Raw genomic sequence first — 26,635 nt, forward strand, 5'->3', positions numbered from 1 at the left:
TGCTCCGCCTCTGGTCTTTTCCCGGTCCCCGCCGGGGCGAAATATCGGGGGACACACCAAGCTCAGGGTTGGGCGGGGCGTGGCATTGCAGGGCTGTCAGGCGCAGGCTAGCTGGCGCGCGGCGCAGTCTGCTGGTTACGCCTCGTGCGGCGGCGGGGGCTGCGCTGGGTTCGGAGTGACGAACACCGACCACCCGGCGGTCAGAGAGCCGTGAAAGGCTGGACGGATGGACTGTGCATTCGATGCTCCTCCCGTTGACCGGGAGCTTCTGGACTTCGCTGTGCTCCTGGCGGCTCGTGCTGGGCAGATGTCCGCGGAAGGCTTCTTCGGCGGTGACTGGCACAGCCGTCGCAAGGAGGATGGCAGCGAGGTCACCGAGATCGACGTGGCGGTTGAGGAGTTGGTCAGGGCCGAGCTGAGTCGCCGGGTGCCAGACGACGGAATCTTTGGCGAAGAGGGAGGTGCGACCAGCGGGTTATCGGGCCGACGATGGATCATCGACCCCATCAATGGCACCACGTACTTCACCCACCGGGTGCCACTGTTCTCGAACGATCTCGCATACGAGGACGAGTACGGACCGGCTATCGGTGTGATCAACATGCCCATGAGACAGCAGATGGTCGTGGCGGGTCGTGGTCTGGGCTGCTGGGTGCTGCAAGGTCCGGCCCCTCACCTCCGGTCGGGCCACACTGCCCAGGTCACGGAGCGGACCAGCCTCGGCGGGGCACGAACCCTGATGCATAACCCGGCAGGCTGGCCGGAAGAACTCCTTTCCGCTCTTCACCGCCGGGTCTTCCTGATCCCTTCAACAGGCATGATCGCGGCCCTGGTGACAGGCCAAGCCGATGCCGGCGTGATTGCTGGTCCCCCGATGGGCTACGAGGACGTCGCTCCGATGCCGGTCATCGTCACGGAAGCGGGCGGCCGGGTGACCGACCTGAGCGGAGCATCCGTTCTGGACGGTGATATGTCGGTGCTGGTCACCAACGGCCGGCTGCATGACGAGTTCTTGCATCTGATGGAGGGCCTGCCGCACAGTCGCGACTTGCAGACCCTGGCCGATGGGGATTAGCGGCTGACGACGCCGCTGAGCGAGCCCACCGGCAGGTCCGCTCTACCTCCACCACCTCGCTTAAGACGCGGACACCACGGCCAAGCACCTTGCCTCGCGCCTGGTTCGCCGTCTGTCACTACGCCTCATCACCGTGCCGGCGCTAACCGTGGCTGCGTTGACCATGGGCGGGTACGGGTTCCTCGGACTCCGAACTCCACTCGTCTGGATCGAGATCCTGTTGTTGATACAGGGTCTCTCGATCGGCATGGTGATCGGCCCCGTGACGGCCGCATTGATCAGCAACCTGCCGCTGGAACAGGCCGGTGCAGGATCGGCGGTCACCAACACCGTGCGACAAACCGGCAGTGTCATCGGAATCGCGGTAGGCGGCACGATCATGTCGATCATGTACCGACGTGCGATCGAACCTTCGCTGGAGGGCGCACCCGGTCCGGTGCACGATCAGGCACGAGTTTCCGCCGAACAGGCCCGCCACGTCGCCACCGCCATCCACCGGCCCACTCTTGCTCAGGCTGCTGACAATGCGTTTATCCATGCCATGCACGTCGGTGCGGGCTGGATCGCGGTCATCGCACTCCTCGGAGCAGCTGTGCTGCTGATTACCTTGCCTGCTGTCGAAAAGAAGAAGGGTCCGATACCGGAGCCGGACTACGAAGAGGCCCGCAGCTCCGAGTCCACAGCATGAGGCGGTTCACCGAGAAGCCGAATGGCAACCGATCAGGGACGAACACGTCGCGGAACCGGGGCTCGTCGGCGTCGGCGTCGGCGTCGCGGCCGCGGACGACGCGAGCCGCTTTCGTCATCCAAGAGGTGATCGCCGGGCGTACGGCTGCGCTGCCATCTCGACCTGAGCCAGGAGCCCGCCCCAGGCCGGCCCGGCCACGAAGCCGACCACGGCCCAAAGGAAGACTCATGACGAGGCGGCATCCTCGCCGAACAGCGGTACCTGCGCTACGTCGACGTCTGTGCGGACGCGGTAGGGCCGGGCCGGATGCCGCCGTCCGGCGATGTCCCGGGCGACGTCGACGGCCACCTCCATCACCGCCTCGGGCTTCACCAGGTCGGCGGGCAGGGCCCTGACTGCCGGCACACCAGATCCGACATCACGGCAGGCGGCAGGGAAGGGTTGGCTGCTGCTGCTTCCACTACCCGCCAGTCCGCGTCGGCGAGCAGTTCTTCGATGACCGGCGGCGGGAGTGCTGGGTGGCCGGCGGCTACGGGTCTCGCCTGTATGTCCGCCAGGCAGACGAGCAGCGCCGAGTCCGTCGCCCCGCGATGCCGGGCAACCTCACGGAACACCTTCTGCACCGCTGGTTCGTGCCGGACCAGGTCCTCCAGCAGCGCCGGGGGCGCGTCTGGATTGGTCGCCACCTTGGCCAGGACACGGACACCGTGTCGGTCGACCATGGCGCGCAACTGCGCTTCGGTGAGGCCGGGGTGCGGAGCGATGGCCTTGACCACCTTCGCGTCGAGGTCGTCGGCCAGCCGGTTGCGTGTCTCGGGCGGCAAATCGCGTCGTTGGGCCACGAGCATTCGGGCAGCCGGGTCCGGTGACGTGGCCAGCTCTTCGACCTCGGCGGGAGAGGAGGCGGCAATACGGGGCAGAAGGGTGGCGCCGATCCTGACAGTTCGGGCCACGCGGGTGAGCACGTCGAGCGGCACGCGGGGGTGGTGTGCGAGCCTGCGGCGCACGTCAGGGTCACGGTCGCCGGCCAGCGTATGCATCAGGGCGTCGTCGATCGCGGGATTTTCGGCAAGGTCGGCGCGGACACCGGGAGTGGGGTCTAAGGCGAGCCGTGCGCACGCTTGCTGGGGCAGGTCCTGGCGGCCGACGAGCGCCCAGCGCAACAGCATCGACGGATGGTCCACGAAGCCGACGACGGCTTCGATGGGGGTCGCAGGATTACGGAGTGCCGCCTCCAGCATGGTGTGGACGGTGGACTCGTGGGAGCCGTCGCAGGAGGCGCCCGGCAGCAGGTCGCAGTCGAGCCGTGGGCACTGCGGATCGTGAACGAAGGGAGTCTCCTCGCGGTCACAGACCAGGCAGCGTCGCGCCGCAGGCAGCCCCTCCGCGGTCACCAACGCTGCCAGTGTGGCCGGGGGCGTCGCCTCATTGCCCGCGACCGCGCGGCGCACCTCGGCGTGCGGGTGCGCCGCGAGCCTCGCGGCCACCTCTGGGATGGTCCACAACGCGAGCTCGGCGACGACACGTACGTCGGGGTCCGCCGCGAGCGTGTCCACCACGTCGGACGGGAGGCCAGGGCAGGCTGCCAGCTTCTCCCGGCGCTCACGGACCGGGTCCGCCGCGAGGAGACGCGCCCACTCCGGGCGGCCGACACCCTGGTCGAGCAGGGCGAGGGCGGCATCCGGCCAGACAGAGGGATCGATGTCGGCGGCGGTCAGCCGACCCTCGTACGCGAGCTGCACCGCGCTCTTGTCGACGCGCTCGGCCAACGCGACCGCCTGTGCACGGCTGAGGTCCGCGCGACAGGCGAGATTCGTGGCGATGTCGTCGTCCGCGATGGATATCAGCCGGTCGACCAGCTCGGACGACAGGGCTGGATTGGCGGCGAGCCCGCACAGGATGTGACGCACAGAGGCATCCTGCCTCGAACGTGATGGATGAGTTCGGGATTTTTTTCATGTGCCGTGCTCCCAGGGCCGGTGGGCGAGGCGAGGTGCATCCGGATGGTGAAGACCAAGGCGCGCCGCTGTTCGAGCGGGCCGACGGACGACGAGCAGTTGCCCGAAGACGTGGGAATGCACTCCGCGGGCTACCCCGCCCCGAACCGCTGCAAGGGGTGCGACTCCTGGCTGTGCGCGTCGTGCGACCGGGTGCGTGTGGCGACCGAAGGCGCTCAGTGCGAATCCTGCCGCCCACAGGTCACCGCACCCGCGTGCAACGGTGATCACACAGAGGAGGACGGCCCCTACTACCGGATCACAGTAGGGGGCCTGGAGTGCCTTCACCGAGACGATGTGCCTGCTGATCCGCGCCGGGGCACACAACGGGGGCAGCTCCCGCGTATTCGCGGTTCACCTCCCGATCTGCGGCAGCCAGGTGGAAGCGCTGGAGGCCCTGAAAACGTTCGACCGTGAATCGGACGCGGGGAGCATCAAGGTGGAGCTGACGCCCGAAGGTGCGAAGGCAATGGTGGACGCGGGTCTGCCGGAGCCGGACCTGTCCGGCCTGGGGTACATCGACAGCTGGTGGTACGCCAACGGATACCCGGCCGGCGGCAACAGGCGCGGGCGGCAGTGGGCCGGGGCAGAGCCAGCCCGGGGCATCCGCCGCTGGGCCTGCGTCGGAGAGCCGATGCCCGCGCCACGCTCGTCACCACCGAACATGTCTACTCGGCCTGGAGCGTGGCCAAGGCGCTGCTCATCGGGCGAGGAGGATGCTGGTCACCTGCTCGGGGAGGAAGTCGAGGAGATCGTCCGGGGTACCGGTGGAGCGTTCGTCATGGAACCTGCCGGGAGTGCAGCCGATCATGGTCTTGAAGGTGTGCGAGAAGTGCGGCTGGTCGTGGAAGCCGGCTCCGGTCGCGGCCATGGCCCAGGGCATCCCGGCCCGCTTCAGTCGCAGTGCGGACTGCAGGCGCAGCACCTGGGCGGCTCCCTTGGGGGTAAGCCCGATCTGCTCGCGGAACCACCGCTCCAGGTGGCGGCGGCTCCAGCCGGTGCTGCTGGCGAGTTCCCTCACGGGTGTCTGCCCGCCGGTGCGCCGCAGTTCCTCCCAGGCCCACGCCACCTCGGGGCGGCAGGCAGGGCCCGTGTCCAGCCGCGCGGCCAGCGCTTGGTCGAGCAGAGCGAAACGGTCCGGCCAGTCGGGGCACTCGGCCAGCCGCTCTGTCAGTTCCGTGAGACCGGGGCCGAGGAGGTCGGCCGGGTCCAGGGGCAGCTGTGCCCACTCGGCCGTGGGGACGGCGAAGAGCCGGTAGGCCGCCGGGGGTGACAGCAGGATGGTGACACCGTGCAGGAGTCCCCGGTGCTGGCCGATCGTGGCGGTGCTGCGCAGTCCGTTGACCAGGGAGGCGGCAGCGGCCAGGCGGCGCGGCGCCACAGCGTCGATCACATCGACCGGAGCGGCGAAGCCCAGCATCACCTTCACCACTCCATCAGGCACGAGCAGTCTGCGGCGCGGCGTGCGCGCCCCGAAGCGGAACCCCCGGTAGCCCAGCACCGCCCCGCGCAGTGCGGGGCTCGGCAGTCCGCGGACCAGCTGCCGGTCGTCAGATGCCCCTGGTGTCACGACCATTCCCCCAGAAATGGCGCGTCTATGCCAATCATCACCGTACGCCCTTCGGCGCCCCCGGCGGGGCACGAGTCGCTTTCCTACAATCCAGGCCCGCCCTCCGGCTGGCAGGGTCCTCGCCAAGGGGCATCGCCGAAGGACATGCCCTCATCCATGGCAGCTCCGCCGGCCGTCACCGGTCGGCGAAGGGGAGGCAGACCAGTGACCACTCATCGCACCCGCCCGAGCTTAGGAGCGAGGCGGCTGATCGTCGTCCTCGTGAGTCCGGCGCTGACGCTCGCCGCCGCGGCCGGGGTGTCCAGCGCCGCCGCCAACACGGCCGTCGGCAGCCGGTACGCCGCCCAGGCCGCGCACGCCGGGCTCACCACCGCGCAGACCACGGCACTTCAGAAGGAGGTCGACCGGTACCTCGCCCAGACGGGCGGCACCCAGGTCTCCGCCAACCGCATCGACGTCCCGGACGGCTTCGTCCTGGTAGCCGTCCCGGGCGAGAAGTACGCCCGCGACCTGCGGACCACCACCCGCCCGGCGGACGCCGCCGACTGCGACTACACGAACTTCTGCGGCTGGCCCAAGGCGAACTACGAGGGCACCGTCTGGCAGCACTCCTCGTGCAACACCTACTGGGAGATTCCCGACGGCTGGAACAGCGGCGGGTCGTGGTGGAACAACCAGACGCCCGGCACGGTCGCCCGGATGTACGGCAAGACCAAGAACCTGGTCTACCAGACCCCGCCCGCAGGCGAGAACTCGTGGGACGCGAACGCCAACTGGCACCCCGTCTGGTACGTGAAGGTCTGCTAGCCGCCTCTCGCCGCAAGTCGGGCGGGTGCGGCTCCGCTCGGGGGAGCGGAGCCGCACCCGCCATTCGCTGTCCGCCCGTGCCCAGCGGTGTGCACGCTGGCCCAGGTCCGCTCGATGATCTGGTGAGCCACCAGCGCGGCGCCGCAGCACGCGGTGCGCGTCCAGGCGTGAGTACGAGACTGTCTGTGCCAAGGAGCTGGGCCCAGGCTCTCCGCGTCCTGCAGCAGCCAGGGTTCGAGCTACGCGACTGCGCTGCGCGGCTTTGCCGACGATCCGGCCCCTGCACCCGGACGAGCGGGGCGGCCGGAGAAGCATTGAGGGCCGGGCGGAAGGCCGCGATACTGGCGCCCGGCCCACGGGGGATCAAGGGAGGACACATGAGCCAGGTCGTCACCGGGACCATGGTGCGCGTCGAGAATGTCCACAGGTCGTACGGCCAGGGAGCCGCCGCCGTCCATGCCCTGCGCGGCGTGTCATTCGACATCCCTCGCGGTGAGCTCGTTGCGCTCAAGGGGCGCTCGGGCTCCGGGAAGACCACCCTGCTGAACATCGTCGGAGGGCTCGACGCACCGGACCGGGGGCGGGTCACCGTGGACGGCCTCGACCTGTCCGAGCTCGGCGAGGACGGCCTGCTGGCGCTGCGCCGGGACCGGATCGGCTTCGTCTTCCAGTCCTTCGGCCTCATCCCGATCCTGACGGCCGCGGAGAACGTGGGTGTGCCGATGCGCATGCGCCGGGCCGATGTACGGGAGCGGGAGGAGCGCGTCGAGCTGTTGCTGTCCCTGGTGGGTCTCGCCGACCACGCGGCCCAGCGGCCCGGCGAGCTCTCCGGCGGCCAGCAGCAGCGGGTCGCCATCGCCCGCGCTCTGGCCAACAACCCCTCGTTGCTGATCGCCGACGAGCCCACCGGCCAGCTGGACGCGGAGACCGGCCATGCGGTGATGGAACTGCTGCGGGCGGTCGTGCGCAGCGAACACGTCACGGCCCTGGTGGCTACGCATGACGCGACGCTGCTCGACCTGGCCGACCGGGTGCTGGAACTGCGCGACGGGGGGATATGGGACGAGGCGGGGGAGCAGGCCGAGCCGTCGCCTGTCAGGTGACGGGTTCACCGTCGACCTGGCCGCCACGGCGCGTTGATGCGGCGAGCGGCCCGAGCGCCTGCTGTTCGGTCACAGCCGGCGATCAGCTGTGCCCGCTGTCGTCCGGCCATACCGTGATGTGGTCCTCGTCCAGATCCAGCGCCACCCGGTCGCGCATGCCCAGCGCCCTCGTGTACTCGGCAGGCAACTGGAGGCGTCCGGCCCGGTCGAGCATCGCGTACTCGCGGGCCACCAACGTCTCGTGGCCGGTGGTCTCGTCGACCTCGCTGCGGCGCAGGACCTCCGTGGCGGTGCGGCCGTCGCGGATGGCGACCGTGCGGCGGACCTCGGCGGCCACGGCGCGGTCATGGGTGACGATGACGATCGTGGTGCCCAGTTCCTCGTTCGCCGTGCGGAAGGCGGCGAAGACCTGCTGGGCGGTGTGGGAGTCCAGCTCGCCGGTGGGTTCGTCGGCGAGCAGCACCGCCGGGTCGCAGGCGAGGGCCACGGCGATCGCGACCCGCTGCTGTTGACCACCGGACATCTCCTGTGGGCGGCGGTCCCGGCAGTCGGCGACCTGGAGCAACTCCAGCAGTTCCAGGGCACGTTCGGCGCGGGCCTGGGAGCGGGAGCGGCGTCGCCGGCCCGCCAGTTGGAGGGGCAGGGCGACGTTCTGGGCCGCGGTGAGATACGGAAGCAGGTTGCGGGAGGTCTGCTGCCAGATGAAGCCGACCACCTCGCGCCGGTAGTGCAGACGGTCCTTCGCGGTCATGGCCAGCAGGTCGTGGCCGGCCACCTGGGCCGCCCCGGCGGTGGGGGTGTCCAGGCCGGCCAGGATGTTCATCAGGGTGGACTTGCCGCTGCCCGAGGCGCCCACCAGGGCCATGAGTTCGCCCTCGCGGACGAGCAGGTCGAGGCCCTGGAGGGCCTGCACCTCCACGCCGTCCGCCGAGAAGATACGGACCAGACGGTCGCAGGTGATGAGGGCGTCATGGCCGTAGGCGGGCCGAGTGCGGGTGGCGGTCGCCTTGTCGGTCAGTTCGGCGAGGGTGGGATTCGTCGTCATCGGGCTCCTTGGTCAATGGGGCCGCGGCCGGCCGGGCGCGCGCCGGGCTGCCGTGTGCGGGCGTGGCCCGCCAGGGTGGAGGCCGGGGCCGCCGAGTCCGCCAAGGCCTGGGGCCCCGGGGACCCCAGCCGAGGACAGGGGGCGCGGCTGCCGAGTCCGACCGGGGTCGTGAGCCGGAGGCGCCGGGGCACTCGGGGTCTGGCCCCGAGGCCGCCGGGCTGTGTTGCCGGGCCACCGGGGACGGGGTGGGCTGCCCTTCTCACCCGGTGTCACCTGCTCTCAACTCCCGCACCGCTCCTCTCCTCCCCGCCCACCACGCCTGTACGCCGGCGATTCCCACCGTCACCACCACCACGGCCAGCGTCGGCACCGTCAGTGACCAGGCGTCGGGGTGCAGCAGCGTCTGGTCCAGGGGAACGACCGAGGGCGGTAGGGCCACTGCGGTCAGGTCCATGCCGGGGGAGAGCAGGCGGATCGCGGCCCAGCCGGTCAGGACGCCGCCCGCCGCGGCGAGCACCGCCTGGGGCAGCGACTCCAGGACGAGCAGGCGACGTCCCTGCGCACGGGTGAGGCCCATGGTGCGGAGGCGGGCGAGCAGCGCGATGCGCTCGGGAGCGGCGCGCAGGAGGGACAGGAGCAGCGCGAGCACGGCGTAGCCGGCGCCTGCCGCCACCGCCGCCGTGTAGAGGTGCTCCACGCCGGACTGGAGGGGGGAGTCGACGTACCGGGCTCTCTCGTCGGCGCGGAGGCGGACCGACACCGCGTCCCCGGCCGCCTCTCGCAGGGCACGGCCGTCCGCTTCCGAGCCTGTCACCAGCAGCGTCGTCGGCCTGGCCGCCGTGGCGCCGAGGCCTGCGCGGTCCACCACCAGGAAGTCGCCGCCCGGCACGGCTGGAGTGATGTCCCGGACGAGGACGATGCGGACGGTGACACTGCTGCCGTCCTCCATGGTGACGGGGAACGGAGACGAGCCGTGGGCGTCCGCCAGGCTCGGGGAGGCCACGGCGGGCAGCACGGCGCCGGCCCGCAACTCGCCCCGGCCCTTCCTCAACACTCCTTCGGAGAAGGCACCGAGCCCCGTCCGCCTCGTCAGCTCCGCATAGCCGCCGGGATCCACGCCCACCACCGGCACCGCCTGGCGCCCGTCGTTCGGCTTCGCCCGGTACGCGACGCTCACCGCCGCCACGTCCCGCACGCCGGAGACCCGGCGTACCCGGCCGGCCAGCCCCGCGGGCAGGGGATCCAGCATCGACTCCAGTCGGGCGTCGGCCCCGACGGCGAGGAGCGCCGAATGGTCCCTGGTCTCGCTGATGCCCGCCAGGACCGAGCCGCCGAACGAGGCCGTGGTGAGGGCGGTGAGCAGGGCGAGCAGCGGCAGCACCGCGGACACGGAACCGCGGCCGGCCCGGGCCAGGGACAGCTGGATCACCACACCGCGCAGCTGCCCGGCCGGGCCGGCCAGGCCACGCAGGGGAAGCGGGTAGAGGCGGACCAGCAGCAGCGCGGCGATCACCCCCACCAGCACGGGTGCCGCCGAGATCAGCTGATCGCCGGACCCGCCGGACGTGCCCTGCCGACGCAGGGTCACCACCGCGCCGGCGGTCACCGCCACCAGCGTCAGTTCCGCGACCGTACGCCGCCGGGACAGTCGTACGGACGTCACGTCCTGGCGGAGCGCGGGGATGCGGACGAGCCGGTGGGCGGCCGCCCCGCGCAGGGGGAGGGCGGCGCAGGCGACGACCGTGGCCGCGAGGGCGGCCAGTACGGCGGGCAGGGCCCGGGCGCCGGGAAGGGCCCAGATCGCCACGGCCAGGCCGAGCGCCCCGGCCGGGACGGCGACCACCGCCGTCTCCGCGAGCAGGCGGGCGCCGAGGCCGGGCAGCGAGGCGCCGCGGGCGCGCAGCAGGGCCAGTTCTGTGCGGCGGCGGTCGGCGGCCAGGCCGCCCGCCAGCGCCAGGACGACAACGGCGACCGTACCGCTGCCGAACGCCGCGACCGCGATCAGCGGGGAGACGCCGGAGTGCAGGCGGGAGTAGGAGGCGAGCACGTCGTCGAGGCCGGTGTCGGCGTCCGTGAGGGGGTCGGTGGCGGTGCGTATCTGCTGAAGGCTGGGGCCCGACACCAGGGCGGCGAGCGCGGACTTGAGCGCGCCCAGGTCACGGTGGCGCAGGGTGGTCGGGTCGGGGGCCAGCTGCCAGTAGCGGTAGGGCTGCCCCTCGGTGCCCAGCAGCGCGGGGGCGGCCTCGGGCGGCAGCAACAGGGCGCCGAGCCAGTACCGGGGCGACTCCGCGCTGTTGGGCGATACCCGCATCAGCACGGGCGTGCGCAGCAGGGTGTCCGTCGCCCAGTAGGCGCCGTCCCGGTCGCGCGGGTCGATGATGCCGGTGACCCGGACGGCGAGCGCGTCCCGGCCCGCGCCGGGGACGTGCAGGACCGACCCCACGTTGATGTGCAGGCTCTTGGCGGTGTCCGCGCTGACCGCCGCCTCCACCTCGGGCGTCGTCGCTGTGACCGTGCCGGACGCGCGGGGCAGACGGCCCTCGCTCAGCCGGGCGTGGTCGGCCAGGCCCGCCGGTGCGACGAGGGCGACCCGGGCGGGCAGCCCGCTCGGCCGGGGCAGCCAGGGCTCGGGCACCTCCTGGTTGACGGAGGTGGCCACGCCGTACGACGACTGGCCGGGGTCGGGGACGAAGGGGCGCCGGACCGTGCCGAGGATGCTGTCGTACTGGCGTTTCACGGTGGCGGGGCGCAGTGCCTGCTCGCGCTGGTCCTGCGGCAGGTTCGGCAGCGGCGCCGGGGCGGACAGACCGACGACGCTCCGGAAGTGAGGCACCTGTTCGACGGAGTGGCGCAGGCCCGCGTCCTCGTACCGCTCCAGCGCGCGCGGGAACGCGGCGGCCAGGCAGGTGGTCACCGCCACCAGCAGCGCGAGGGCGAGAGCGGCACCGGGGGCAGACCACAGACGGGTGCGGACCCACGGGGCGGTGGCACGCTCCGCACGCCTGAACGGGATCACCATGTCACTCCCCCTCCCGCAGCACCTGCACCGGATCGGCCTGTCGCACCGCCAGCAGCGCCACGACGACGACCGGGACGGCGGCCACGGCCGCCACCAGGGCGGCCATCCGCAGCGGCGGCAGTTCGACGAGCAGATCCGGCACCGGGCGGGTGGCTTCGCCGGTCAGGACGATGAGTGGCAGCACCGCACGGGTCAGGGCGATGCCCAGGCCCGTGCCCACGGCCAGCGCCAGCGCGACCAGGACGCTCTGCTCGCCGACGACGGCACGGGCCAGTCGGCGACGTGGGGCGCCCAGGGCACGCAGGATCGCGAATTCGGCGTTCCGCTCCCGCAGTGTCCCGGCCGTGCTCACCGCGAACCCGAGCGCTGCCAGCACCGCCGCCGCGGCGGCCGCCGCGGTGAACGCGGCCTCCGGGCCCGCCCCGAACGGATCGTCGCGCAGTTCGGCGGCGATCTCGTCGCGCACGACGATCTGCCCGGGATCGAGGTCGGGCCGGGCGCGCAGAGCGGTGGCGATGTCCGCGCTGTACGAGGGCGAGTCCGGCCGCAGCCACCACTCGGTGGGAGCGAGGGCGAGCCCGTAGCGCGCCTGGAGGACCCGGTTCACGGCGGGCAGATCGACGAGCACGGCACCGCCGTCGCCGTCTCCCTGGCCGCCCTGGGCCGTCGGCAACTGCCTCAGGGCGCGCACAATTCGCACGGGCACGTTCTGCCCCGCCAAGGAGATGTCCATCGTCTGACCGGGGCGGGCGCCGGCGGAGGCCAGGAAGCGGTCGGTGGCGAGGGCGGCCACCGCGGTGGTTCTGGGCTGTGGCACCTGCATGCGCAGCGTCAGGGACGGGCTGAGCCGGGGCTGATCGGACGGGACGTAGCCCGTGCCGTACACCACGGTCGGGTGCGCGGCGGGGCGGACGCGCGGGCGGGTCGGCGCGGTTGCGGCGTCGGCCGAGCCCTGCCCGTCGGTGCCGGAGGCCACCCTCCAGGACGCCGACAGGGGCACCCGCTGTGCCGTGCCGGCGGCGGTTGTCGCGGTCAGGGCGTCGAGGGTCAGGGTGTGCTGTTCCGCGTGGGAGGACGGCACAGGCAGCACGAGCTGTACCCCGGTGAGCGTCAACGGTCCGTGGTTGCTGGGCAGTTCGACCGACAGCATGTGCGGGCGTGCGTCGGCGGGCAGGCTGCCGGACGGCAACGGGTAGGGCACGCCGTGGTCGTCCTCCAGCGTCTGGGTCACGGTCGCCGCGCTCTCCGTGCCCCGCACCGAACTGAGCAGGGTCGCCGTCAGCGTCAGCCGGGTCGCCCCGGCGGGTACGCGTGCGCCCGCCGACTCACCCGATGGACCCAGCCCCGCCAGCAGCCGCTTCATCGGGGCGGGCGCCAGGTCGGGGCGCAGCAGGACGGTGTCCGCCGCGTGCGCGGTGTCCAGCGCCAGCACCGTCGCCGTGCGATCGCCGGACAGCGGCAGGGTCGTCCGTACGGCGGGGGCGGCCTCGCGCACATGAGGCACGGCCGCGTACTCCTGTGTGCGGCCCAGCTCGCCGTCGCCGGTGCCCAGGATGCGCACCGGCGCGCCCGCCGCGAAGTCGGCCTGGTCGTCCTGCGAGCGCTCCCAGGAGGAGCCCTGGCCGATCGCCAGTACGCCGAGCGCGACGGCCAGGACGAGCAGCAGTACGGGCCCGGCACCGCGCCCCGGGCGGCGGCTGAGCTGCCAGCCGGCCAGCGCCGCGGCCAGCCCCCGTCCGCCCGTCGCCCGGCGTTCGGCGAGGCGGGCGGCCGGCGGCAGCAGACGCAGGGTCAGGACCGCGCCGGCAAGCAGCGCGAGGGCGGGCGCGGCGACCAGCAGCGGGTCGATGCCCAGGGCGCCGGTCGTGTCCGCGCTCATCGCGCCCGACGTACGGCGGTCCAGCTGCCAGTAGGCGACCCCGGCCACCGCCACCAGCCCCAGGTCCGCGCCGGCCCGCAGCCAGGCGGGCAGGGCGCGGGCACGGGACGTGCGGAACCCGGTCGACGCGACCGCCGGCAGGGTCACCGCCAGCGCGCACCCCAGCGCCACCCCGGCCGCCGTCAGCCACACCCCGAGCCGTCCGCCGTCCGGCACCTCCAGCTCCAGTCCGAGCCGGGCCAGCGCCCCGTGCCCGGCGAGCAGCCGGGTCAGCGGGCCTGCCAGCAGCGGGGCGATCAGCAGCGCGGGCCCGGCCAGCAGCAGCGCCTCCCGGGCGGCGAGGCCGGCTAGGGCGGCGCGGGAGGCGCCGCGGGCACGCAACAGCCGGGTCTCGCCGGTGCGTTCGGCGGCGAGCAGCCGGGCCACGAGCAGCAGCGCGCAGGCCGCGAGCAGGGCGAGCTGGAGGGCGACGATCAGGAGGGTGGAGCGGGAGACGAGCAGGGAGCGTTCGACCCGGTCGAGGACCTCGGGGAGAGCGGTGGTCGCGGTCGTCTCGGCCGTGTCGCCCTCGCTGTCGTCCCCGGTGCGCAGCTTGAGCAGGGCGGCCGGCCCGGTGCGCGCGGAGGTGCGCAGGGCGTCGATGCGTTCGGCGGTGAGGCGGGCGAAGTCGGCGGAGGCGAGCCACGCGAACGGTCCCTCGCTCACCCGGCCGCCGGTGACGACGGAGGGCGCCGTCAGCAAGGGGCCGTAGGTGATGAAGTCGGACGTCTGTCGTACGCCCCGACCGCCCAGTTCGTCCAGCAGCCAGTAGGGGGAGGCCGGTTCGGTGGGCCGGTACACGCCGGTGACGAGGATCCGCACGGGCGGCCCGTCGAGCCGGTCGGTGACGGTGAGGCGGGCGCCCGGCGTCAGCCGCAGCCGCCGCGCGGCGGTCTCGGGCAGCGCCACCTCGACGTCCGGCGTGCCCGCGCGCGGCGGGCGCCCTTCGCTGAACCGCACCTGCGTGGGGTCGAGTGTCGCGAAGTGCGTGAGGTCGGGATTGTCGCCGGGCCGGGTGGCTGCGGCCCGGGTGGTTGCGGGCAGCGCGTACGGGCCGGAGCACACCAGCGTCCGCACGGTCACCGGCAGTCCGTCGAAGGTACGGCGCGCTCCGTCGCGCACAGCGGTGTCGGCGGCCCGGCGGTGATCGGCCGCCACCTCCGCCGTGACGACCAGCGCGGCATCGGCGGCGTTGCGCGGCTCGGCCAGCGAGTGACGCAGGGCCGCGTCGCCGATCGCGGCCGAGTAGGCGGCCAGGGCCGCCAGCACGGACGTGGTCAGCAGGACGGTGACGAGCGCGGCGGTGATCAGCGGCCGATGCGCTCGTGCCCTCGCCAGGACAAGCGTGGCCCGCCCCGGACGCACCCCGAAACGCCCCCCGTACGTCGCCACCCGGCTTCCCCCAAGCCTCCGTTGACACCGTTGACCGGACCTTTCGGTGATGTTGTCAGACCGGAAGGGGTGGGGTAAGCGATGGTGAACCGGGCTTGACCGGATTGTGACCGGAAATCGGCATTCCGTGACCGGAATCCGGGCTGCGGAGGCCGCATTGCCGCGGCCCGTGACTGCGTCCTCTGCGCGACCCGGACGCCACCGAGGACGTTGACAGCGAGCGGTGACCGCCGGGGCGCGGGGCGCTACCGAGACTGCCCGCGGGTCTTGGTGCTCTCGTCCTGGTGTCTGGTGTGGTCGGCCGGTGGGCGCTGGGGTTCAGCCGGGGTGGCTACCCAGCTCGCCAGGAGTTTGAGGCGGTCTTCGTCGCCGGTGTCCGGTTCGGCGGTGTAGATGGTCAGGGCGTGCGCTTGGGTGGCGGAGATGGGCAGGTCCAGGGGTTGGTAGGTGAGTTCCAGGGGCCCGGCGCCGGGGTGGTGGAAGCGCTTGATGCCGCCATGGTGGATACGCACGGTGTGGGCGGCCCATCGGGTGCGGAAGTCGGTGCTGAGGGTGGACAGCTCTCCGATGAGTTCGCGCAGCGCCTTGTCGCCCGGGTACCGGCCGGCTTCGGCGCGCAGCAGGGCGGCGGTGATGTCGGCGGCATCGTCCCAGGCGTCGACGAAGTGGCGGGAGCTGGGGTCGAGGAAGTAGTAGCGGGCGAAGTTGGGGCGGCCGCGGTCGTCCACGGTCTCGCTGTCGTAGACGGGGGCGAAGAGGGCGCGGGCGAGGGCGTTGGCGGCCACGATGTCCAGGCGGCCGTTGGTGACGAACGCCGCGGACAGAGTCATGGAGTCGAGCAGCCACTGGACGCGGGGCGGGATGTCGACGGCCTTGCGGCGACGCGGTGCGCGGCTGGCGGGTTGGGCGGCTTTGGCCAGGTCGAACAGGTAGGTGCGTTCGTCCTCGTCCAGGTGCAGGGCGTGGGCGACGGCGTCGAGGACTTCTTCGGACACGCCGCTGATGTGGCCCTTCTCCAGCCTCGTGTACCACTCGGTACTCACGCCGGCGAGGACGGCGACCTCCTCGCGCCGCAGCCCGGGCACCCGGCGCCGGCCGTGGGTGGGCAGGCCGGCCTCCGCAGGGGTGATCCGGGCGCGTCGGGTGGCCAGGAAGTCCCGGATGTCGGAGCGGTTGTCGGAGCGGTTGTCGGGGCGGGAGTCCATGCCCTCCACGGTAGGCGCGGTCCGGCGCGGAGGGAGGTTGAGCTTGTACCCCCCATGAACACGACCTTCCTCACGCAGTGACGGAGCCGGTTTCGTGGGATCGGCAGCCAGATGTCGATTGTTGTGGAGATCCAAGAAGTGAGCACCCGAGCAGCACCTTTGCGCCGCACTGGCGACGTGCGGGTCAACGGCCCGGCGGGTCTGCCCTCGCGGCTTCCGCTCGTGGTCCATGTGCTGGCGCTGGGCACGTTCCTGATGGGCACGAGTGAGTTCATGGTGGCGGGCCTGCTCCCGCAGATCGCGGGTGACCTGCACATGAGCGTGGCCCAGGCAGGGCTTCTGATCACCGTCTTCGCCCTCGGCATGATCGTCGGCGCGCCGGTGATGGCGATGCTGACACTGCGGCTGCCCGCTCGGTGGACGCTGGTGCTGGCCCTGGGCCTGTTCTCCGCCGGGCACCTGGTGGCCGCGCTGGGCTCCGGCTTCGGATCGCTGCTGGCGGCGCGGTTTGTGACCGCGCTGGCGACCGGGGCGTTCTGGGCGGTGGCCAATGTGGTGGCCACGCGTGCCGCCGGACCGGCCGCGAGGTCCCGGGCCGTGGGCGTGGTGGGTTCCGGCGCCATGCTCGCCAACGTCGTCGGCGTGCCGCTGGGGGCCTTCGCCGGGCAGTTGGTGGGTTGGCGCGGACCGTTCTGGGCACTGGCGGTCCTCGCGGCGGCCGCCATGGTGCCGATCGCCCGCCGGGTGCCGAACGGGAGCCGGCGCCGCCGTGAGGCGGTGTCGGTCCGGACCGAGTTGTCGGCGCTGCGCTCCGGCCGGGTCTGGCTGGTGCTGGCGGCCTGCGCCACCACCAATGCCGGGGTGCTGGGGACGTACACCTACATCGCGCCGCTGCTGACCGACCGGGCGGGTATCGCCGCCGGTCTCGTGCCGCTGGTGCTCGTGGGGTTCGGTGGCGGCGCCCTGGCAGGCTTCCTGCTCGGGGGACGCCTGGGAGACCTTCGCCCGCAGGCGACGACCGTCACGGCTGCGGCCGCAACCGCTGTCACGCTGCTGGCGCTCGGCCTGTTGCCCGGCTTTGCCGCGGCGTCGGTCGTCCTGGCCGTCCTGCTCGGGTTCTTCGGGTTCGTGGCCACTCCGGTGCTGATCTCCCTCGCCGTCCGCTTCGCGGGCCGGGCCCCCACGCTGGGATCCGCGTTGACGGTCGCCGCGTTCAACCTCGGCACCGCGGCCGGCTCCTGGATCGCCGGGCGTGCTCTGGCCCTGCCGCTCGGTGCCGCCGGACCCGCCACGGTCGGCTCCGCCGTCGCCGCCCTGACCCTGATCCCCACGATCATCATCGCCCGTGCCCGACGCGGCCGCCGGACGCCGCCGCTCGACTGGTCGGCAGCCTGGACGCGATGAAACCCCGGGTGCCCCGGCGGGCCGGGGCCGGGCGGTTACGCCGTCCCCGTGGGTTCGCCGTACCAGAGCACCAAGACGGCAGGGGGCCGCCAGGCTCCCGTGCCTTTCTGAACCAGGCGCCCAAGCGCCGTCACACGAGAACGAGGAGATGCGCACATGCGCGGAGTAGTGATGCACAAGGCCGGCGATGTTCGGGTGGAGGATCGCGAGGACCCGAAGATCGTCGAGCCCACCGACGCCGTCGTGAAGCTGACCGCGACCTGTATCTGCGGCTCGGACCTGTGGCCGTACCGTGGCATCGAGCCCGCCGACCACACGCTCATGGGGCATGAGTATGTGGGCGTGGTCGAGGAGGTCGGCTCGGAGGTGAAGACCGTCAAGCCCGGGGACTTCGTGGTCGGGTCGTTCGTCATCTCCGACAACACCTGCGAGATCTGTCAGGCCGGCTTCCAGTCCAAGTGCGTGCACGCCGAGTTCGTCCACGCAGGCATCGGTACCCAGGCCGAGAAGGCCCGCATCCCGCTGGCCGACGGCACCCTGGTGGCCACGCCCGCGCAGCCCGACCCGGAGCTGGTTCCCGCCCTGCTGGCCGCCTCCGACGTGCTGGGCACCGGCTGGTACGCGGCCGTCGCCGCCGAGGCCGGGCCCGGCAAGACCGTCGCGGTAGTCGGCGACGGCGCGGTGGGCCTGATGGCGGTCCTGGCCGCCAAGCAGCTCGGCGCGGAGCGGATCATTGCCATGTCCCGCCACCCCGAGCGGCAGAAGCTGGCCCTCTACTACGGGGCGACCGACATCGTGGAGGAGCGCGGCGAGGAAGGCATCGCCAAGATCAAGGAACTCACCCGCGGCCTCGGCGCCCACTCGGTCGTCGAGGCGGTCGGCACACAGGAATCGTTCATGCAGGCCGTCGGTGCCACCCGCGGCGGCGGGCACCTGGGTTACGTGGGCGTCAATTACGACGTCCAGATTCCCGGCATCGAGCTGTTCTTCGCCGGTATCCACACCCTCGGCGGGCCCGCCCCCGTGCGCCGCTTCCTCCCCGAGCTGATCCAGCTGATCTGGGACAAGAAGATCGATCCCGGCAAGGTCTTCGACCTCACCCTCCCCCTGGAGCAGGCTCCCGAGGGCTACAAGGCGATGGACGAGCGTCGCGCGACCAAGGTTCTGCTTACCCTCTGAGTACCGGGCCGACAGCCCCGTTCTCGCCCTCCCCCCATCTCACGGACGGAGAAGCCGACCACATGGCTCTGATCTTGGTGACGGGAGCCTCCAGCGGGCTCGGCTATGCGACGGCGACCGCGCTGGCCGGGGAGGGGCACGACGTGGTCGTCCACGCCCGCACCCCGGCACGCGTCACCGCGCCTGCGGGAGGAGGCCGGTGGGCGGGCGAGGCGACCGGGGATCTGGCCGAGATGGACGGGATCTCCGGTGTCGCCCGGCAGGCCGCCGCGTTCGGCCGCTTCGACGCGGTCATCCACAACGCCGGCACCATGCACACCCCCGAGGCGGCCACCGTCAACACCATCGCGCCCTACCTGCTGACGGCCCTGATGGACAGGCCGTCCCGCCTGATCTACCTCAGCAGTTCCATGCATCGGGGCGGTTCCACCGGCCTTGCGCGGTTGGCCGACGGCACGGCCTCCTACAGCGACAGCAAGCTGTGGGTGACCGTCTTGGCCATGGCCGTCGCCTCCCGGTGGGAGGGGACGGCCGCCCACGCCGTCGATCCGGGTTGGGTGCCCACCCGGATGGGCGGCCCCGGCGCGACCGACGACCTGGTCGCCGGCCACCAGACCCAGGTCTGGCTGGCCACCCGCGACGACATCACGCCGCCCACCGGCGGCTACTGGTACCACCGGCGCACCCAGGAGCCGCACCCCGCCGCGCGCGACCCCGAGTTCCAGGACCGGCTCCTGCTTGCCCTGGAGGAGCGCACGGGGGTTCGGCTCGACTGACCGCCGACCGGGGGTCAGCGCCCCTTGCCGGTCTCGGGCGAGGTGATGCCCCGGCTGGCGCGGCGCATGGCCTGATACAGCGCGGCATCCTCCGGAGGGTCCGGCAGCGCGCCGCGGGCGGGGCCCGGAAGGACTGGATCATCCACGCGACCAGACGGCGCCAGGCGCAGGGCAGAGCTGGACACGTCGACGCCGGACGGGTGGACAAGCACACGAAGCCCCTGGTGGAGACGGATTTCTTGGTCGAGAACCCATCTATCAGGGGCTTCGCCCGTCTGTCAGCCCAACTGCCCTGCCCCACCAGCAGGTTGCACAACATTCACTGCCTTCACGCGCCACCCGATCGGTGTTTGTGAAGCGTCAGTAGGATCACGTCATGCCTCCCTCGATAGTCCGCCGCTACATGCTGTCTGCACTGCTGGCCGTGGCACTGGTCGCGTTCGGCTACTACGCTCTGCAGCCCGTCCGAGAGGCTTGCGCGCTCAGCTCCGAGCCCTATGGCTCCACGTTCACCCGAAACATCGCTCACGCGTCCGGTGATGGTCAGTGCGGTGAAGAACGCACGCGGTTCCTGACCTGGCTAGGGCGATAGGCGTACCCGACCGTTCGAGGCCGGCGAGTTCGGGTTGCCGCTGGTCCGGACTGCCTGACAGTGCTGTACGGGCCGGTTGGCACGCCCCTGATCGGCGGTGCCATGTCCGGCGGTCGACCTGGACCCGGTCGGGACGGTTTTGGTGCACCGGCCGGAGAGCCGGTCTTCGTGCACGGGTTCCTGGACCCCCGCCGGACGCGGGCGGGTGTGAGCCTGTTCGGCTCGGCCGGCTTCTCCCAGGGCCGCCGGAGATCCGTGGCCAGAGGTTGGGCGAGCCGGAGTTCGGCATAGGCGACGATCACCAGCCACGTCCACCGGTCGGCCGCCTCCGGGCTGCGAAGCCGGGGCTTGATCCACCCGAGCGTCTGCTTGAACAGGCGGAATATGTGTTCCAGGTCGAAACGTCGGAGGAAGGACTGCCAGCGGCGGCCGACGTCGGCCTCGCTGGCGCCGGTGCCTGACCACCACGGCCAGACAGGCCTGTTCACCTCGCCGCTCGGCAGCTTCTCCACAACCAGGCGGATGACGGTGCCCTCGATCAGGGCAACGGTCCGTAGTGGTCGATCCAGGCTGCCCGCCGGGTCAGCCTCAGGTGCAACCGGTCCCATGCCCGCGCGGTCGCCTTCCCATAGAGGCGGGTGTCCGTCACCGTGACGGCCTGCTCGGTGCCCCAGGTGGCGGGGTCGCTGAAGACGAACTCCCCGCCGTGCTTGGGCGCTCGGCCGCCCTCGGGGTCGTAGACCCGCAGCGGTGCCGGTCGGCGCATGACGCGGTCGGAACGGAGTCGGCCGAGGATCTCGACGGGCAGGTCGCCCAGCAAGTGGGCGATGCGGGGTGCGTCGTATCCGGCGTCCGGCACGGCCAGGACCTCTGGGCCGCCCGGCTTCCACTGGTCGAAAGCGACGAGCCGCTCGACGACTCCGCGGATCTGGACCGTGGTCATCGCGGCGGCGTCGACGCCGGCCTCCAGCCGGACCGCATCCAGCACCGCCGAGGCAGCGACGGACGATGTCCCGGGCCGGCTCGCCCTTCGTCGTAGATCGTGGAGTCGTGGCTCATGCCGGTGTGAACGCGGACGGTGAAGCGGCCGTCCAGGCGGAGTGGTGGAAGGGGTAGGAGTGCCCCACCCGGTCCGACAGTGTCCAGCCATCAAGGTTCACCGGCCGGCGGCGACTCATGCGGCACGGCCCGTGATGCCCGGCATCGGGGTGCGCACTTTCCGGGCGAGACTGTGGATGGCCGGGTGGCCGTCCAGGCGGCGTACTCCTGGCGGACGTAGAGGCGGAGTCCGGGGGTGAGCGTGATCGCGTCGGGGTGGAGCGGGCCGGCCGCCAGGTCCGGATGGCGGCGGTCGTGCAGGACGAGTTGCTCGGCGGTTTCCGCGGCGGCTGCGAGGGGGCCGGGGCCGGGGTCTTCCAGGGCCATCCTGTCCATGAGGGCCGCCCGCCGTAGCAGCCAGGCCCGTTCGGCGGATGTCGCGTCGACGAGGGGGCCGGTGACGGACGGGGTCTGGCGGCCGTCGCGTTCGGCTCCGAGAGCGAGCACGTGATGCATCTCGCGGCGCAGGTCAGGCGCATTCCTGTAGGCCTCGTGCGGAGGCGGGGCGTCGATGCCTTGATGGCTCTTCGGGGTGACGTCCATGATCACCACTCCGCCGGTACGCAGGGGCCGGCGCCGCAGCGTCGGCACAGCACCGTGTCGTGATCGGGACCGCCGTGATCGAGGGCTGGTGGGTGCGCGGCGGACCGCATCGGAACCCGGGCCGGGCCTGGGCAGCCGTCGATGGGGCACGGCTTATGGGTTGCAAAGTCCCACTCGCGGGGTCGTCGGTCGACCCGGCGTCGCAGCTCGCGCGGAACGCCCGGGCCGGTCATGCCGAACACCTCAGGCTGGCGCGGACTTCGCGGCCGCTGCGCGTCTGGCGGACCTCGGTCGACTGGGCGAGGTACCGGACGATGCCGGTGCCGCGGCCATGTTCGTCGGGGGCGATGTCGGAGCGATGGCGCTCCACGGTCATGCCGGAGTCAACGACCATGATGTGCAGAGTGCCGTGGTCGAGGACGAGCACCAGGGTCATGCGCTCGCGGCCGTACTGGGCGGCGTTGGTGGCGAGTTCGTCGATGATGAGAACGGCGGAGTCCCGCTCGCTTGCGGGCACGCTCCAGGTCTCGAGCAGATCGGCCGCGAAGTGACGAGCGGCGGAGACGTGCGCCTCCTGCGCGGGCAGGGTGAGCAGCGCCTGGTGGCGGCAGGGTTGGTCGAGCAGCGAACTCGGGAGGGGCGATTCGGTCACAAACATGTTCTTCTGGCTCTTCTGTGGATGTGCGGAGCTCGGATCGGGGGAGACGCCAACAACGTCGGGGCGGTCGGTGGGCTGGTCCTGCATGGGCGCGCTCACTCAGTTCCACGGACGACGCATGCCCAATGGTTCGAGTCAATTGCACCTTTTGCTCGACTTCTTGCCGACCACGTCAATGCCAGCGGCCTGGCTGGGCCCCACGCACCTCTGTCACCTCTGTGAGAAGTCGATCGAGGCCGTAGTCGGCCGGGCAGGACCGGTAGCTCGGTCCCCTCGCCCGATCGTCGGCGCACTCACGCGGCAAGTCGGTTGAGGGCAGGGCCGGTTCGCGGGAGCGGGCGGTGAGGGCGCCCGGCTCCCGAGGGATCCCGGCGCGGGGTGGCAGGCCTGCCGCTGCCGAGGCCGTGTGACGGGAGCTGCCCGCAGCCCGACGACCGAGCCGCTGAACTGCCTCGGTGTCGACATGGTCCGCCAAATGACCGGCTGTGCAGGCGAAGCGGCCGCAGCACGGCGTGGTGGCGTCGGTCGGCAATGCCTCAGGAGCGAATGGTGACCAGCTTCTGACCGTTGTCTGCGAGGATCTCGAAGTGCTCGATGGCTCCTGGGGACATGGCGACCGCCCCTGGGATCGTGGTGCCGGGCGGGTACTCGCCTGCCCGCCAGGTGGCGCCGTCCGCCCTGGCGCCGCCGGGCCCGACCGCCTGCAGCCGGCAGGTGATTCCGGCGGGCGCGCCCTTGGCGGAGACCTGCAGGACACTGCCCCAGGCGGAGGGGGAGACCTTCACCGAGGCGGAGACGCCGGTGGCGGGATCGCTTCCGGAGAACGTGCGCCAGGCAGCCGGCGCGGTCGGCCCGGGCGGCGTTGCCTGACTGCTCAAGGAGCCGCCAGCCGCCAGCCATGTGCCGCCGGCCGCTGCCGCGATGAACGTCACGGAGGCGGCGGCGCCGGCCAGTTGCAGACGCCAGGTCCTGCGGCGCCGGGACGCGGCCTGCCGCAGCAGCCGCTCCAGCACATCCGCCTGTGGTGTCGGCGCCGTCGGCACCACAGGCCGTGTGGGCGAGGAGCCCTGCGTGCCCTCGGCTGCCCGTGCCACCAGCCGGTCGGACAGCTCCCCGTCCCCCGCCGGCACCGTTCGGGCCGCCGCTTCCGCCGCGGTCACCGTCGCCAGCAACGCGGGCAGCCCCGACAGCCGGATGTGTTCGGCCCGGCACTCGTCGCATTCCGTGAGATGGACGCGCACCTGTTCCATTTCTGCCGAGGGCAGTGTGCCCAGGACGTATCCCCCCAGCGCCAGCCGGAGGGCGTCGTGTTCCGCACTCATGGCCGCCACCTCCCGCACACCACGGTCATGGCTCGATCCCCCGCTCCTGGAGCGCCAGCCGCAGGGCGTGCAGGGCGTAGTACGTCCGTGACTTCACGGTGCCCAGCGGGATGCCCAGTACCCGTGCGGCCTCCACCATGGTCCGGCCCCGGTAGTAGGTCTCCAGCAGCACCGCGCGGTGGTCCGGTGACAGCGTCCGGACGGCGTCGGCAACCGCCCAGCTCTGCAGTGCCTGCTCGATCTCGTCCTCGCCCGGTGTCTGCTCGGCGGCTCGCTCCAGCACTTCGCCGCCGGTCTCGGCAGGCCTGGCCTGCCGGGCCCGGTGGGCGTCGATGACCAGATGCCGGGCGACCGTACACAGCCATGCCCGGGCCGGGCCGCGTGCGGGATCGAACGCGGCGGGATGCTGCCACGCCCGCAGCAGCGTCTCCTGCACCACATCCTCCGCCCATTGCCAGTCTCCTGAGGTCAGTCGCAGCACGTAGTGGAACAGGGGCCCTGCGTGTTCCTCGTACAGAGTGCGCAGCAGTTCCTCATCCGCGGTCGAAAGGGTCCCTTTACCGGAGACACGGCGCGCGGACCGATCCGGATCGGCCCTTGGATCACGTTTTCGGAAGCTCCGGGGCATAAGTCGATCGTCGCGCATATGCACTGCTTTGTCCTGTAATGCACTGCACAGGACAGGTAACCCTCGGTGAGCGCCGCGGAGGCGCGTCGGAGGTTGGTCTCACGGCGTCACCGGGCCCATCCGTGCACAGCGCCCGTGGAGGCCGACCGATCTGCGGCGATGCCAAGAAATCTCACAAAAGTGCATATACGTCGAACCGTACGACCCTCGCCGTCCGTGGAGCCGGACATAAGCCGACTCACATGCAGTTCCTCATCGATTCCCCGCGTGTCATAGGGCGGATCGGAGGTGACCGAAACACACCCACGCGACGCAAGCGCTCCTGGCGCCGGACACGCTCGCCGCGCCCCCGCGCATCTAAGTCGGCGCCACCGCGCCGCCTCGGCTCGTACCCAGCGCACACCACGGCGACGGCTCTGCGCGGCGCTGGACACGTGCGGCGATCGAGAGAGGCCATGAACACGGCATCCACCACATATCCCTGCGGTTGCCTGCGCCCCTGCCGGCGCAGTCCCCGTCTCCGCCCGATCAGTGAGGAACGGACACCATGCACCTGAACTTCCGCACACCGGCCCGGCGTTCACGCGCTGCGGCCGGGCTGGCCGTCGCCACCATCGCCACCGCCGGCGCGCTGGGGCTCCTCAGCTCATGCGGCCAGTCGCCGCATCCCTCGTCCTCCGGAGCCGGCGCTCTCACACCCGGTCCGGGTCAGCACCAGACGGCCGGGATGCCCGGTGCCACGGGGCCGGGAAACACGGCGGGTTCCCCTCCCGGCGCCTCGCCGATGCCCAGCATGAGCATGCCCACCAGTCACTCGAGCACGGGCGCGCCGGCCGCGCCGGTGACGGGGAACGCCGTTGCAATCAACAACTTCGCATTCTCCCCGGCCGTGCTCAAGGTGAAGGTGGGTACGACGGTGACCTGGACCAATCAGGACGCCGACGCCCACACCGTCACCAGTTCCGGAAAGGGCGGCCCGTTGCATTCAGCCGCCCTGGCCACCCACGCCACCTACAGCTACACGTTCACCAAACCCGGCACCTACGCCTACCTCTGCACCATCCATCCGTTCATGACCGCCACCGTGGAGGTGACCTGATGACCGACTACTACGACAGCCACGACGGAGCGCCGGACCACGACGCCGGCCAGCCCGACCCGGAACACGGCATGACGCGTCGCCAACTGATACGCCACGCAGGGTGGTTCGGCGGCGCGGTGGTACTGACCGTGGCCAGTGGAGAGGTGATCAGCCACATCGCCGACTCCCGGGACACCAACGTCGGAGCCACTGCCGGTGCCGTCGCCGCGGGAAGCGGCGCGCTGCGGTTCGTGCAAGTCTCCGACAGCCATATCGGATTCCAGGGCCCTGCGAACACGGACGTGGCCGGCTCATTCACCGAAGCGATCAACCAGGTCAACTCGCTCGGATTCAGGCCTGACTTCGTCATGCACAGCGGCGACCTGACCCACCTGTCCACGGCCGGACAGTTCGACCAGGTCAAGCAGATGATGGCCGGAATGAAGACAGACCGTGTCTTCACCGTACCGGGCGAGCACGACTCCATCGGCGACGCGGGCCGCGCCTACCGGCGGACCTTCGGCACGGGCACGCTCGGCGACGGCTGGTACAGCTTCGATACCCACGGCGTGCACTTCATCGCCCTGGTCAACACCCTGAGCCTGGAGAAGCTCGGCCACCTCGGCAACGACCAGATCGACTTCGTCCGCAAGGACGTCGCCGGCCTGCCCTCGGACACCCCCCTCGTGGTCTTCAGCCACATCCCGCTGTTCGCCATGTACCCGCGGTGGGGCTGGAGCACCGACGACGCCCTCAAGGTCATCGCCCTACTGCGCCGTTTTTCCTCTGTCACCTGCCTCAACGGGCACGTCCACCAGCTGTTCACCAAGACAGAAGGCAACATCACCTTCCACTCCGCCACCACCACCGCCTACCCCCTGCCCGAACCTGGCCGTGCCCCCGCCCCCACCCCGCAGGTCGTCCCCGCCCGACAGCTCAAAGACGCACTTGGCATCCGCAGCGTCGGCTACCGCCAGGGCGACCGCGAACTGGCCATCAAGGATCAGAGGCTGGCATGAACACCCGAAGACTCCCCACCCCCGCCCTGCGATGGGCGACTGCCGCAACCCTCGCCGCCGGCGGATACATCCACGCCCAGCTCTACGTCGACGAGTACCGCTTCATCCACATCATCGGCCCCCTGTTCCTCCTCCAGGCCGGCGCTTCCTTCGCCCTCGCCGCCCTGCTCCTGTTGGGGACACCACCTCTGACATTGAGGGCCGCCGCGGCAGGCGTCGCGCTCGGGGCCCTCGGAGGGTTCACCGCCTCGCGCACCGTAGGCGTGTTCGGATTCACCGAGCGCGGTCTACAGCCCGCACCACAGGCCGTCCTCAGCCTCCTCGCCGAGACCGGAACGCTGCTGCTCCTCGCGACCTGGCAAATGTCGGTGGCCACACAACGTCGCGCGGCCCGACCACCCGTCGGGCCGCCGATCCGCAGCCGGGCCGCCACCGGTACACCACCCGACTGAACCACCACGGTGAAGCCCGCCATCTACGCCACCTGTCACTCCTCCCGGAACCAAGGGGTATCTC

The 26,635-nt window shown here is 71.6% G+C and carries 21 protein-coding genes and 1 pseudogene; 10 read left to right on the top strand and 12 right to left on the bottom strand.

Annotated elements, in window-relative coordinates:
* The first annotated feature begins 226 nt into the window (after positions 1 to 226).
* The gene (locus ABZ915_RS34170; protein ID WP_361811265.1) at positions 227 to 1,075 is read left to right on the top strand and encodes an inositol monophosphatase family protein; all 849 of its coding nucleotides are present in this window, start codon (positions 227 to 229) and stop codon (positions 1,073 to 1,075) included.
* Positions 1,076 to 1,175: 100 nt separating this feature from the next.
* The gene (locus ABZ915_RS34175) at positions 1,176 to 1,763 is read left to right on the top strand and encodes a hypothetical protein (RefSeq protein WP_361811555.1); all 588 of its coding nucleotides are present in this window, start codon (positions 1,176 to 1,178) and stop codon (positions 1,761 to 1,763) included.
* Positions 1,764 to 1,988: 225 nt separating this feature from the next.
* Here the strand turns inward: ABZ915_RS34175 and ABZ915_RS34180 are convergent, their stop codons facing one another.
* The 3 genes from ABZ915_RS34180 to ABZ915_RS34190 form a co-directional block, all read right to left on the bottom strand.
* Entirely contained in the window at positions 1,989 to 2,168 is a 180-nt protein-coding gene (locus tag ABZ915_RS34180; protein WP_361811267.1) for a hypothetical protein, read from the bottom strand.
* Positions 2,132 to 3,673 (bottom strand): hypothetical protein, encoded by a 1,542-nt coding sequence (locus ABZ915_RS34185; RefSeq protein WP_361811269.1) that lies wholly within the window; start codon positions 3,671 to 3,673, stop codon positions 2,132 to 2,134. The genes ABZ915_RS34180 and ABZ915_RS34185 overlap by 37 nt, the downstream gene beginning before the upstream one ends.
* A gap of 787 nt (positions 3,674 to 4,460) precedes the next feature.
* A complete protein-coding gene (locus ABZ915_RS34190; RefSeq protein WP_361811271.1) occupies positions 4,461 to 5,330 on the bottom strand; it encodes a helix-turn-helix transcriptional regulator in 870 nt (289 codons plus the stop codon).
* A gap of 204 nt (positions 5,331 to 5,534) precedes the next feature.
* Between ABZ915_RS34190 and ABZ915_RS34195 the strand changes: the two genes are divergently transcribed.
* The gene (locus ABZ915_RS34195; protein ID WP_361811273.1) at positions 5,535 to 6,137 is read left to right on the top strand and encodes a peptidase inhibitor family I36 protein; all 603 of its coding nucleotides are present in this window, start codon (positions 5,535 to 5,537) and stop codon (positions 6,135 to 6,137) included.
* A gap of 377 nt (positions 6,138 to 6,514) precedes the next feature.
* Positions 6,515 to 7,240 carry an ABC transporter ATP-binding protein gene (locus tag ABZ915_RS34200; protein WP_361811275.1) on the top strand — a complete coding sequence of 242 codons (726 nt, stop codon included), beginning with the start codon at positions 6,515 to 6,517 and terminating at the stop codon, positions 7,238 to 7,240.
* 82 nt (positions 7,241 to 7,322) lie between these two features.
* Here the strand turns inward: ABZ915_RS34200 and ABZ915_RS34205 are convergent, their stop codons facing one another.
* From ABZ915_RS34205 to ABZ915_RS34220, 4 genes are all read right to left on the bottom strand, one after another.
* Positions 7,323 to 8,285 (bottom strand): ABC transporter ATP-binding protein, encoded by a 963-nt coding sequence (locus tag ABZ915_RS34205; protein ID WP_361811277.1) that lies wholly within the window; start codon positions 8,283 to 8,285, stop codon positions 7,323 to 7,325.
* A 259-nt stretch (positions 8,286 to 8,544) separates the two neighbouring features.
* Positions 8,545 to 11,304: an FtsX-like permease family protein gene (locus tag ABZ915_RS34210; RefSeq protein WP_361811279.1), complete on the bottom strand. Its 2,760-nt coding sequence runs from the start codon at positions 11,302 to 11,304 to the stop codon at positions 8,545 to 8,547.
* A 1-nt stretch (position 11,305) separates the two neighbouring features.
* Positions 11,306 to 14,614 (bottom strand): ABC transporter permease, encoded by a 3,309-nt coding sequence (locus ABZ915_RS34215; protein ID WP_361811282.1) that lies wholly within the window; start codon positions 14,612 to 14,614, stop codon positions 11,306 to 11,308.
* A gap of 245 nt (positions 14,615 to 14,859) precedes the next feature.
* Entirely contained in the window at positions 14,860 to 15,819 is a 960-nt protein-coding gene (locus ABZ915_RS34220; RefSeq protein ID WP_361811285.1) for a helix-turn-helix transcriptional regulator, read from the bottom strand.
* A gap of 138 nt (positions 15,820 to 15,957) precedes the next feature.
* On the opposite strand from ABZ915_RS34220, the gene ABZ915_RS34225 reads away from it, so the two are divergent.
* The 3 genes from ABZ915_RS34225 to ABZ915_RS34235 all read left to right on the top strand — a co-directional run bounded on the left by ABZ915_RS34225 (position 15,958) and on the right by ABZ915_RS34235 (position 19,178).
* Complete coding sequence (locus tag ABZ915_RS34225; protein ID WP_361811288.1) at positions 15,958 to 17,223, top strand: MFS transporter; 1,266 nt, start codon at positions 15,958 to 15,960, stop codon at positions 17,221 to 17,223.
* Positions 17,224 to 17,379: 156 nt separating this feature from the next.
* Positions 17,380 to 18,402, top strand: a complete 1,023-nt coding sequence (locus tag ABZ915_RS34230; RefSeq protein ID WP_361811291.1) for a zinc-dependent alcohol dehydrogenase family protein — start codon at positions 17,380 to 17,382, stop codon at positions 18,400 to 18,402.
* A 62-nt stretch (positions 18,403 to 18,464) separates the two neighbouring features.
* Positions 18,465 to 19,178, top strand: a complete 714-nt coding sequence (locus ABZ915_RS34235; RefSeq protein ID WP_361811293.1) for an SDR family NAD(P)-dependent oxidoreductase — start codon at positions 18,465 to 18,467, stop codon at positions 19,176 to 19,178.
* A gap of 699 nt (positions 19,179 to 19,877) precedes the next feature.
* Here the strand turns inward: ABZ915_RS34235 and ABZ915_RS34240 are convergent.
* The 5 genes and pseudogenes from ABZ915_RS34240 to ABZ915_RS34260 all read right to left on the bottom strand — a co-directional run.
* Positions 19,878 to 20,764 (bottom strand): annotated as a pseudogene (locus ABZ915_RS34240) (transposase); the annotation flags it as partial.
* A 155-nt stretch (positions 20,765 to 20,919) separates the two neighbouring features.
* The gene (locus tag ABZ915_RS34245) at positions 20,920 to 21,411 is read right to left on the bottom strand and encodes a hypothetical protein (RefSeq protein WP_361811296.1); all 492 of its coding nucleotides are present in this window, start codon (positions 21,409 to 21,411) and stop codon (positions 20,920 to 20,922) included.
* A gap of 229 nt (positions 21,412 to 21,640) precedes the next feature.
* Positions 21,641 to 22,156, bottom strand: a complete 516-nt coding sequence (locus tag ABZ915_RS34250) for an ATP-binding protein (protein ID WP_361811299.1) — start codon at positions 22,154 to 22,156, stop codon at positions 21,641 to 21,643.
* Positions 22,157 to 22,605: 449 nt separating this feature from the next.
* Positions 22,606 to 23,391 carry a zf-HC2 domain-containing protein gene (locus ABZ915_RS34255; RefSeq protein WP_361811302.1) on the bottom strand — a complete coding sequence of 262 codons (786 nt, stop codon included), beginning with the start codon at positions 23,389 to 23,391 and terminating at the stop codon, positions 22,606 to 22,608.
* A gap of 25 nt (positions 23,392 to 23,416) precedes the next feature.
* On the bottom strand, positions 23,417 to 24,037 hold the full coding sequence (locus tag ABZ915_RS34260) for a sigma-70 family RNA polymerase sigma factor (RefSeq protein ID WP_361811305.1): 621 nt from the start codon (positions 24,035 to 24,037) through the stop codon (positions 23,417 to 23,419).
* A gap of 529 nt (positions 24,038 to 24,566) precedes the next feature.
* Here ABZ915_RS34260 and ABZ915_RS34265 point away from each other — a divergent pair.
* From ABZ915_RS34265 to ABZ915_RS34275, 3 genes are read left to right on the top strand one after another with little or no spacing between them, the layout of a single operon-like run.
* Positions 24,567 to 25,118: a plastocyanin/azurin family copper-binding protein gene (locus tag ABZ915_RS34265; RefSeq protein WP_361811308.1), complete on the top strand. Its 552-nt coding sequence runs from the start codon at positions 24,567 to 24,569 to the stop codon at positions 25,116 to 25,118.
* Entirely contained in the window at positions 25,118 to 26,119 is a 1,002-nt protein-coding gene (locus ABZ915_RS34270; protein WP_361811311.1) for a metallophosphoesterase, read from the top strand. Before ABZ915_RS34265 ends, ABZ915_RS34270 begins: the two co-directional genes overlap by 1 nt.
* Complete coding sequence (locus ABZ915_RS34275) at positions 26,116 to 26,571, top strand: hypothetical protein (RefSeq protein WP_361811314.1); 456 nt, start codon at positions 26,116 to 26,118, stop codon at positions 26,569 to 26,571. Before ABZ915_RS34270 ends, ABZ915_RS34275 begins: the two co-directional genes overlap by 4 nt.
* The last annotated feature ends 64 nt before the right edge of the window (positions 26,572 to 26,635 follow it).

Origin of the sequence: Streptomyces sp. NPDC046915 (assembly GCF_040644935.1) — a bacterium.
Lineage (GTDB): Bacteria > Actinomycetota > Actinomycetes > Streptomycetales > Streptomycetaceae > Streptomyces.

Coding starts and splice junctions, on each gene's coding strand:
- ABZ915_RS34230 (WP_361811291.1), top strand. CDS start 17,380: ATGCGCGGAGTAGTGATGCACAAGGCCGGCGATGTTCGGGTGGAGGAT.
- ABZ915_RS34170 (WP_361811265.1), top strand. CDS start 227: ATGGACTGTGCATTCGATGCTCCTCCCGTTGACCGGGAGCTTCTGGAC.
- ABZ915_RS34250 (WP_361811299.1), bottom strand. CDS start 22,156: ATGCAGGACCAGCCCACCGACCGCCCCGACGTTGTTGGCGTCTCCCCC.
- ABZ915_RS34275 (WP_361811314.1), top strand. CDS start 26,116: ATGAACACCCGAAGACTCCCCACCCCCGCCCTGCGATGGGCGACTGCC.
- ABZ915_RS34220 (WP_361811285.1), bottom strand. CDS start 15,819: ATGGACTCCCGCCCCGACAACCGCTCCGACAACCGCTCCGACATCCGG.
- ABZ915_RS34210 (WP_361811279.1), bottom strand. CDS start 11,304: ATGGTGATCCCGTTCAGGCGTGCGGAGCGTGCCACCGCCCCGTGGGTC.
- ABZ915_RS34265 (WP_361811308.1), top strand. CDS start 24,567: ATGCACCTGAACTTCCGCACACCGGCCCGGCGTTCACGCGCTGCGGCC.
- ABZ915_RS34200 (WP_361811275.1), top strand. CDS start 6,515: ATGAGCCAGGTCGTCACCGGGACCATGGTGCGCGTCGAGAATGTCCAC.
- ABZ915_RS34255 (WP_361811302.1), bottom strand. CDS start 23,391: ATGAGTGCGGAACACGACGCCCTCCGGCTGGCGCTGGGGGGATACGTC.
- ABZ915_RS34270 (WP_361811311.1), top strand. CDS start 25,118: ATGACCGACTACTACGACAGCCACGACGGAGCGCCGGACCACGACGCC.
- ABZ915_RS34260 (WP_361811305.1), bottom strand. CDS start 24,037: ATGCGCGACGATCGACTTATGCCCCGGAGCTTCCGAAAACGTGATCCA.
- ABZ915_RS34245 (WP_361811296.1), bottom strand. CDS start 21,411: ATGGACGTCACCCCGAAGAGCCATCAAGGCATCGACGCCCCGCCTCCG.
- ABZ915_RS34205 (WP_361811277.1), bottom strand. CDS start 8,285: ATGACGACGAATCCCACCCTCGCCGAACTGACCGACAAGGCGACCGCC.
- ABZ915_RS34235 (WP_361811293.1), top strand. CDS start 18,465: ATGGCTCTGATCTTGGTGACGGGAGCCTCCAGCGGGCTCGGCTATGCG.